Raw genomic sequence first — 8,191 nt, forward strand, 5'->3', positions numbered from 1 at the left:
GTCCCTCGGTGATCGTGGCACTCGGCCGCACCCCGACCTGGGCGCTGACCGGCGAGAACGGCATCCTGCAGCTGCGCGGAAAGGTTCTGCCCTGCCGCCTGCTGGAGGGGGTGGAGGTGGTGCCGACCTTCCACCCGAGCTATCTGCTGCGCGGCCAGCTGGTGGAACTGCCGACCTTCCTGGCCGACCTGCGGCTGGCCGTGTCCCGCCTCACCCGTTAGAGCCTGTCTGGTGCTTATTGAAGCACCAGACAGGCTCTAACCTTTTGGTTTTTCGTGTGATTCACGCTTCAAGCAATTCCGCTTGAACCGATCGCACTCTAGGGAGAAGGCGCCAGACCGTCGTTTCGCGCGCCTCCCGGTCCTCCAGCTCCAGTGAGGTCGGGACGGTGTAACTCGCCACCCTCTCGACACCGCTTGCGGGGAAATAGGCACGGCCGGGGTCGCCCAGCAGCACCAGCGTGCCGGTGGCGGCGATCTCGCGCAGCCATGCGGTCACCCGTTCGGCCATCGGCCGCTCGTAACAGACGTCGCCGGCCAGCACCACGTCGATGCCCGGCAGCGGGCGGCCGACCAGATCGGCGCTGACCGGCTTGACCTCCACCCCGTTGGCCTCGGCGTTCAGCGCGATGGCGGCCAGCGAGAAGCGGTCGATGTCGCAGGACTGCACCCGCGCCGCCCCCGCCATCATCGCGGCGATGCCGACCAGCCCGGTGCCTGCGGCAAAATCGAGCACCGACCTGCCGGCCACCAGCTCTGGCCGATCCAGCAACAGCCGCGCCACAGCTTGTCCACCCGGCCAAGCGAAAGCCCAATATGGCGGTGGCAAATTTGTGGCGGCCAAGGTCTCCTCTGTTGCCTGCCAGAGTGGCGTGACCTCGGTGGCAAGATGAAGCTGGATTTCCGGCAACAGCGGAGTGGTCGTCAGCGCCGTGTTGTCGCGGACGAAATCTGGCGGGGATACGTTGTTCATACGAAGATTCCCGAGGGGCTCCGCTGTTGAGGGGAAGGCGGCGGATGGCTTATCAATGTTACACAATTCAAACGGTGTAGACACAGCTGCGAACCCGTGTTACCCGTTTCCACCAGGGGAAAACAGAGGGATTGGGGGAGTCATGCGGCAGAGGGGAACCGCCATCGGCCTTTCGTTTGCGGCTTTGATCGCGCTGAGCCCCCTTACCGTTTCGACGGCAGCCGCACAAGACGGCGATTGCGTTCGGACGGTCCGCTCCATCTCCGATTTCACCATTCGCGGCGACGCCTGGACCTGGTGGGACCATGCCGCCGGCCAGTATGACCGCGAACACCGCCCCGCCGTCGGCTCCGTCCTCGTCTTCAAGCGCACCGGCCATATGCGTCGCGGCCACGTCTCGCTGGTCAGCGCGGTGATCGACCGCCGCACCATCGAGGTGGACCACAGCTGGCTGGACGGCGATGGGCTGCGTCGCGGCATGCGCGTGGTCGATGTCTCCCGCAACAACGACTGGTCCTCCGTCCGCGTCTGGCACGAGCCGACCGACCAGCTCGGCCTGCGTGTTTATGCTGCCTATGGCTTTATCATGCCGGACGGCGAGTCGGATGCCCCGCGCGGTGGACGGATGCTCGATGCCGGCGATCGCGGCATGGACCAGGGTTTCGCCAGCAGCCCGCGTGGCCGCGCCAAATCCACTGGTCCGCGCATGATGGAAGCCTCGCTGCACCCGCAGAAGGGGCATAGCGTTTCGGTCCCCGGTCGCAAGCCGCAGAGCCTTCAGGGCACCGCCGTCGCGTCCCACACGCCGCAGAAGCCACAGCGCCTGGATGTTGCCGTGCTGCCGTCGCGCAAGCCGGCCGGCGCGCATGCCGCTCCGGTGACGGTCGCCGACGCCTCGGCTGTGGTCAATCACCGCACCGTCGCTCCCGGACGCAAGCCGGGATCCGGCAACGCCATCCCCCAGCTGGCCGATACCGGCGAACGCTGAGCAGGATGACATCAGGGTTTGGGGAAGGGCGGGGCTTTGCTCCGCCCTTTCTGTTTGTGCAGGAGAGGCGGCCGGCGCCGCCCTTCAAGCCACTGCCTATATCTTTCCTGCCAGGATGGCCGCCAGCACCAGCCAGCCGAACCAGCGGTTGGATTTGAACTTGTCCAGGCAGTCGCCCTGGTCGTCGGGCCGCCACGTCGCCACCTGCCAGGCCAGTTGCAGGGCGGCCAGCGACAACACCGGCAGGAACAGTCCACCCAGGCCGGCCAGACGGCCGGCGATGCCGATGCCGACATAGGTCAGGGTGTAGAAGCCATAGATCCAGATCTTGCTCTGGTCACCCAGGCGCAGGGCGGTGGACTTCACGCCGATGCGGGCGTCGTCCTCCTTGTCCTGGTGGGCATAAATGGTGTCATAGCCCAGCGTCCAGGCGACCCCGGTCACATAAAGCACCACAGCCGGCCAACCGACGTCGGTCTGCACCGTGGCCCAGCCCATCAGGGCGCCCCAGTTGAAGGTCAGCCCCAGGAAAGCCTGAGGCCACCAGGTGATGCGCTTCATCAGCGGGTAGGTGAAGACCAGCAGGAGCGACAGCATCCCCAGCCCGATGGCGGTCATTCCCAGCTGAACCAGAATCAGCAGCGACACCAGAAGCTGCGCCACCAGGAAGACCAGCGCCTGACGCACCGACACTTGACCCGACGGAATGGGGCGCGACCGGGTGCGCTCCACCATCGCGTCGAACTTGCGGTCGAGGATGTCGTTGACGGTGCAGCCGGCGCCGCGCATCAACACCGCGCCGACGGCGAACAGGGCCATCAGCCAGAGCAGCGACGGCCAGTCGCGAAAGGGCTGCGGCATGGCAAGCGCCACGCTCCACCAGCAGGGGAACAGCAGCAGCCATGTGCCGATCGGACGATCCAGCCGCGCCAGTGTGACGTAAGGACGCAGGCGGCGTGGAACCCGCCGGGCGATCCAGCCATCCTGTCGGATGTCGGTGTAGCCGGAATCGGGAAGAGTAGGGCCGGTGGAGGCAGTGTGCATGACGGCGGCGTTTCCGCTGTGCTATGGAGAGATCGGAACAGGCGATCCTGAGCGGCGACCAGGCGCAGCGAACAGGGTGGCGATCTGGACGGCAATCGAGGGAAGGTATCGGGCTGCGGCCCAGGCGGCAAGCCTGGCGCGCTCAATGGGCTGTGGCGGATATCGGCGCGGACACTGGCGGGGTGCGACGAATAACCCTTGTTTGTGCTGTGGAAAATTACGGTTCCGGGACTTGCGCGCGTCACAATCGGACCGATACTGTTTCTTCGTAAAAACCTCGGCAGGTTGCAATCGTAAATGGACATGAGCGTGACACCGGATCGTTTTGCTGTCGTCATCGACGACGAGTCGATCATCTTGGCCGGAATGGAGATCATGCTGGACACCTGGGGCTATCAGGTGCTGGCCGCCGAGGATGTGGAAACCGTCCTGGCCAAGCTGCCCGGCCGCCCGGTCCCGGACGTGATCCTGTCCGATTACCGGCTGCGCGAAGGCTGGTCCGGCATCACCGCCGTGCGTGCGGTGCGCGAGGCCTGCGGCGCCTCCGTCCCGGCCATCATCCTGACCGGCGATACCGGGGCCGAACTGCTGGCCGCCGCCACGGCGGATCGGATCCATATCCTGCACAAGCCGGTGCAGCCCAACGACCTGCGCCGGCAGATCGAAGCCCTGATCGCTGCCGCCTGACGGCAGGCCGGCGGGTGTGTGCCCGGCTTTCCGCCAGCCGCGGCATACTCGCATGACTGGTTTCTCCTCTGCTGACTTGCACGCCCGCGGCCGGCTATAGTCGGCCGCGCCCCGCGGAGACGAGAGCCATGGCCGAACCGATCAAGACCCGCCTGTATGTCGACAGCCCGATGGCCGAAGGCCAGTCGGTCGGTCTGGACCATGAACGCGCCCATTTCCTGCGCCATGTGCTGCGGCTGGACCGCGGCGATCCGGTCGCCGTCTTCAATGGGCGTGACGGCGAATGGCGGGCGGTGATCGACGGCTTCGGCAAGGGCTGGTGCTCGCTGACGGTGGCGGAGCAGCGGCGGGAACAGGACGCGACTCCGGACCTCTGGCTTCTCTTCGCCCCGTTGAAGAAGGGCCGCATCGATTTCGTCGCGGAGAAGGCGACGGAGATGGGGGTGTCCCGGCTGTGGCCGGTCTTCACCCGCCGCACCGATCCCAACCGTGTGAATCTCGACCGGTTGCGCGCCAATGCGGTGGAGGCGGCCGAGCAGTGCGAGCGTCTCAGCGTGCCGGAGATGGGCGACGCCGTGCCGCTGGACCGCGCGCTGGCCGTCTGGCCGACAGACCGCCGGCTTTACCTGTGCGCCGAAGCCGGCTCCGCCCGCCCGATCGCCGAGGTGCTGCGCGATGCGCCGCCCGGTCCAGCCGCACTGCTGGTCGGGCCGGAGGGCGGCTTCGACCAGTCGGAACTTGACGAACTCGCCAAACTTCCCTTTGTTGTTCCGGTGGGATTGGGTCCGCGCATCCTGCGGGCCGACACGGCGGTGGTGGCGGCGTTGGCTTGCTGGCAGTCCTTGGCCGGGGATTGGACTGCCGGGGGAAGCGACCGGCGTCCGCCTTTCCGCGCGCCGATCCCGTAACCGGCCGTCACCCGGCCGATCCTCCGTCCACTTCCCGCGAGAGACTTCATGTCCGCACCCCCGACCACGCGCGGCGAACCCATCACCGACCGCCGCCAGCTTGCGGCCTATCTCGAATCCGGCTGCAAGCCGGCGCCGGACTGGCGCATCGGGACCGAGCACGAGAAATTCGCCTACCGTACCTCCGACCTGCGGCCGCTGCCCTATGAGGGGCCGGACGGCATCCGCGAACTGCTGACCCGCCTGACCCGCTTCGGCTGGCAGCCGGTGGAGGAGAAGGGCAACGTCATCGCGTTGGTCCAGGACATGGCCAACATCACGCTGGAGCCCGGCGGCCAGGTCGAACTGTCCGGCGCCCCGCTGGAAACCCTGCACCAGACCTGCGCCGAGGTTCACCGCCACCTGCGCCAGGTGAAGGAGGTCGGGGCCGAACTGGGCATTGCCATGATGGGGCTGGGCTTCCAGCCGAAATGGACCCGCGACGACATCCCCTGGATGCCGAAGGGTCGCTACAAGATCATGCGCGACTACATGCCGAAGGTCGGCTCGCTCGGCCTCGACATGATGACGCGGACCTGCACCGTGCAGGTCAATCTCGACTTCGCCTCCGAAGCCGACATGGTGAAGAAGTTCCGCGTCTCGCTGGCCCTCCAGCCGATCGCGACCGCCCTGTTCGCCATGTCCCCCTTCACCGAGGGCAAGCCGAACGGTTTCCAGAGCTTCCGCAGCCATATCTGGACCGACACCGACGCGGACCGCACCGGCGACATTCCCTTCGTGTTCGAGGACGGCTTCGGCTTCGAGCGCTATGTCGACTATCTGCTCGACACGCCGATGTACTTCGTCTATCGCGACGGCACCTACATCGACGCTGCCGGCCAGTCCTTCCGCGATTTCCTCGACGGCAAGCTGCCGGCTCTGCCGGGCGAGCTGCCGCTGATCACCGACTGGGCCGACCACACCACCACCGCCTTCCCGGAAGCGCGGCTGAAGAAGTATCTGGAGATGCGCGGCGCCGACGGCGGCCCGTGGCGCAGCCTGTGCGCCCTGCCGGCCCTGTGGGTCGGGCTGCTCTATGATCAGGTCGCTCTGGATGCGGCGTGGGATCTGGTGAAGGACTGGACGACGGCGGAGCGGGCGCATCTGCGCGCCGAGGTGCCACGGTCGGGCCTGCGCACGACGTTCCGCAAGGGGACGGTGCGCGATGTCGCGCTGGAGATGGTGGCGATTGCCCGCGACGGTCTGGCGCGTCGCGCCCGCAACGACAATTGGGGCGACGACGAGACGCATTTCCTCGACACGCTGCAAATGATCGCGGAAAGCGGCCGCAGCCCCGCCGACGAGCTTCTGGAGAAGTTCAACGGCCCCTGGGGCGGCAGCGTCGATCCGGTGTTCAAGGAATATGCGTACTGATTAGGTAAGTGGGGGCTGGCGCTTGTGCGTCAGCCCCTGTTTTTAAAGTCTGTCTGATGCTTATTGAAGCACCAGACAGACTTTAAGCTTTTGGTTTCCCGTGTGATTCACGCTTCAAGCGATTCCGCTTGAACCGATCACACTCTAGGCCGCCACCGGCGCATGGGTGATGCAGCTCTTCGAACACACCTTGGAGCAGCTTTCGCAGCCGATGCAGTTGGCCGCCTCCTTGACCGTCATGATCTTCTTCTCGGCCTCGTCGTCGAAGGCATCGACGATGTCGCCGTCCTCGGTCAGGCCGATCATGTCGAGCACGCCGCGCCCGCACACCTTGAAGCAACGGCCGCAGCCGATGCACTGCTTCTGGTCGATGGATTGGACGAATTTCGGGGTCCAGCTCTGACCACCGCGGGTGGTGCCGGTCAGGAACTCAGCCATGGGAATGCTCCTCTCGGGAAAGGGTGCGCCTAAGCTCTTCTTTGGGAATGGCGGGGTTACGCCGTCTCCAGCGCCTTCAGCGCCGCCCGCTTCTCGGTCAGGGTCTTGAAGGCGTCATAGGTTTCCTGCGCCACCGTCAGGATGGACTGCCAGTTCTGCGGAAGCTCTTCCGACAGGTCGTGCAAATCCATCTTCTTCTGGGTGGCGCGGGCGTTCAGCTTCTTGATCTCGTCCTTCAGGGCGTCGATGTCGCTCATGGTCGTGCTCCCATGGGGCAAGGGTCCGGGGATCAGAGGTTCGCGACCTCGGGATATTCCCGGATCAGCGCCACCGCGTCCTCGACCAGCTTGGCGCCGTCGGCGGCCAGCTTCTCGATGCTGGGGAAACCGAAGCGGTGGACGTCGCGCAGCGACTTCGATACCACCACCAGCCGGCCGGTGGTCAGGATCATGCGGCCGAAGCCCTCATGGCTCATCTTCATCATCGGCGAGGCCATCATGCCGGTCTGCTTTTCGACCGTGACGCCGACCGCCTTGTAGAACAGCTCCAGCCGCCACAGCGTGTCCGGATCGGGATCGCCGATGATCGGGATGGCGGCGCGGGCCTCCCTGTCCAGGATGAAGGGGGCGAGCAGCGCCTCGTCCGGCTTGCCTTCCCAGGCGCCATAGCTGTCCTCGGCACGGAACAGCAGGACCAGCGTCTTCACGAACTGGTCGGCGACGGACACGTCAGCCACGTCTGACATCTTCAGACCTCCTCCTCGTCGAAATGGAATTCGGGCGTTTCGCCCATCGCCTTGCGCAGCCAGGGCGGCGGATTGCCGTTCAGCGTCTGGACCAGCTTGTCGAGCAGGGCCGGAATGGTTTCGGTGGCCTCGACCTTCACCGGATGGATCTTCTTCGCCACCACGCGGGCGGCTGCCGAGGCGCCGATGGCCGACAAATAGAGGATGGCGACATCGGCCAGCGCCTCCAGCTTGGGCACCAGCTTGTCCTCGTTGCCGTCCTCGAACATCGAACCGCCGAACTGGAAGGTTTCCAGAAAGGCATGGCCCTGACGGTCGACCTGATAGACGGCGATGTTCTTGGCCCAGCCGAAATGCGCATCGACGTGCTGCATGTCCTGGGTGCAGAAAGCGACCTTCATCGATCCTCCTTTGGTCGGGCGTGGGTCCTGCACCACGCTCAGACGGCGTTGCATCCGCATGATCCGCCTCCGCAGCCGTGGGATTCCCCGTGGTCGTCGTGCCCGTGCTCGTGGCTCTCGTGATCCATCTCGCGGGCGAGGAACAGGTTGCCGATGTCGCACAGCAACTCCCGCGTGCCGCGGTAGCCGACCTGGACGCGCAAGCCGGCCCCGAGCCGGTCGAACATCGGCAGGCCCATGCGGTGGAGCGGCACGCCGATGCGCGCCGCCCCCTGCCGCCCGTGCGAATTGGAGACGATCAGGTCGGCGTCGCGGGCCAGCGTCTCCACATCGGAATGATCGCCGACCATGATGGTGGCGGCCTTCAGCCGCTCCAGCACCGGGCTTTGCGTCGGCGACACCGCGGCGACAACCTCTGCCCCCATGTCACCGAGGAAGCCGGTGACGGCGTAGAGCAGGTCGGGCTCCAGCGCGATGGCGATGCGCTTGCGGCTGTAGAAGAAATGTCCGTCCAGCATGGCATCGAACAGGGCTTCGCGCTGGCGCCGCAACCGGGGCGGGCGCCGCCCGGCCCGACAGCTCCATCAGCAGGGGG

11 protein-coding genes and 1 pseudogene are annotated in these 8,191 nt (G+C 66.1%); 5 read left to right on the plus strand and 7 right to left on the minus strand.

Going from position 1 to position 8,191, the window contains the following annotated elements; translation table 11 throughout:
- A pseudogene (locus I71_RS16965) lies at positions 1-221 on the plus strand (uracil-DNA glycosylase); the annotation flags it as partial.
- Between the two features lie 61 nt (positions 222-282).
- On the opposite strand, the gene I71_RS16970 reads toward I71_RS16965, so the two are convergent.
- Positions 283-972: a methyltransferase gene (locus tag I71_RS16970; protein WP_042696024.1), complete on the minus strand. Its 690-nt coding sequence runs from the start codon at positions 970-972 to the stop codon at positions 283-285.
- Positions 973-1,114: 142 nt separating this feature from the next.
- Between I71_RS16970 and I71_RS16975 the strand changes: the two genes are divergently transcribed.
- Complete coding sequence (locus I71_RS16975; RefSeq protein ID WP_042696025.1) at positions 1,115-1,960, plus strand: CHAP domain-containing protein; 846 nt, start codon at positions 1,115-1,117, stop codon at positions 1,958-1,960.
- Between the two features lie 96 nt (positions 1,961-2,056).
- On the opposite strand, the gene ubiA is transcribed toward I71_RS16975, so the two are convergent.
- A complete protein-coding gene (gene ubiA, locus I71_RS16980) occupies positions 2,057-3,004 on the minus strand; it encodes a 4-hydroxybenzoate octaprenyltransferase (RefSeq protein WP_042696026.1) in 948 nt (315 codons plus the stop codon).
- 303 nt (positions 3,005-3,307) lie between these two features.
- On the opposite strand from ubiA, the gene I71_RS16985 reads away from it, so the two are divergent.
- From I71_RS16985 to I71_RS16995, 3 genes are all read left to right on the plus strand, one after another.
- On the plus strand, positions 3,308-3,691 hold the full coding sequence (locus I71_RS16985) for a response regulator (protein ID WP_244433886.1): 384 nt from the start codon (positions 3,308-3,310) through the stop codon (positions 3,689-3,691).
- Between the two features lie 128 nt (positions 3,692-3,819).
- On the plus strand, positions 3,820-4,599 hold the full coding sequence (locus I71_RS16990) for a 16S rRNA (uracil(1498)-N(3))-methyltransferase (protein ID WP_042696028.1): 780 nt from the start codon (positions 3,820-3,822) through the stop codon (positions 4,597-4,599).
- Between the two features lie 48 nt (positions 4,600-4,647).
- Entirely contained in the window at positions 4,648-6,012 is a 1,365-nt protein-coding gene (locus I71_RS16995) for a glutamate--cysteine ligase (RefSeq protein ID WP_042696029.1), read from the plus strand.
- Between the two features lie 144 nt (positions 6,013-6,156).
- On the opposite strand, the gene fdxB is transcribed toward I71_RS16995, so the two are convergent.
- The 5 genes from fdxB to I71_RS17020 are packed head-to-tail and all read right to left on the minus strand — an operon-like array spanning position 6,157 to position 8,147.
- Complete coding sequence (fdxB, locus tag I71_RS17000) at positions 6,157-6,450, minus strand: ferredoxin III, nif-specific (protein ID WP_012973385.1); 294 nt, start codon at positions 6,448-6,450, stop codon at positions 6,157-6,159.
- Positions 6,451-6,506: 56 nt separating this feature from the next.
- The gene (locus tag I71_RS17005) at positions 6,507-6,707 is read right to left on the minus strand and encodes a CCE_0567 family metalloprotein (RefSeq protein WP_012973386.1); all 201 of its coding nucleotides are present in this window, start codon (positions 6,705-6,707) and stop codon (positions 6,507-6,509) included.
- 32 nt (positions 6,708-6,739) lie between these two features.
- Complete coding sequence (locus tag I71_RS17010) at positions 6,740-7,195, minus strand: NifX-associated nitrogen fixation protein (RefSeq protein ID WP_042696030.1); 456 nt, start codon at positions 7,193-7,195, stop codon at positions 6,740-6,742.
- A gap of 2 nt (positions 7,196-7,197) precedes the next feature.
- Positions 7,198-7,596: a nitrogen fixation protein NifX gene (gene nifX, locus I71_RS17015; protein WP_042696031.1), complete on the minus strand. Its 399-nt coding sequence runs from the start codon at positions 7,594-7,596 to the stop codon at positions 7,198-7,200.
- 38 nt (positions 7,597-7,634) lie between these two features.
- Entirely contained in the window at positions 7,635-8,147 is a 513-nt protein-coding gene (locus I71_RS17020; protein ID WP_244433887.1) for a nitrogenase component 1, read from the minus strand.
- Positions 8,148-8,191: the final 44 nt, after the last annotated feature.

Source organism: Azospirillum sp. B506, from assembly GCF_000333595.1.
In the GTDB taxonomy this organism is placed as follows: domain Bacteria; phylum Pseudomonadota; class Alphaproteobacteria; order Azospirillales; family Azospirillaceae; genus Azospirillum.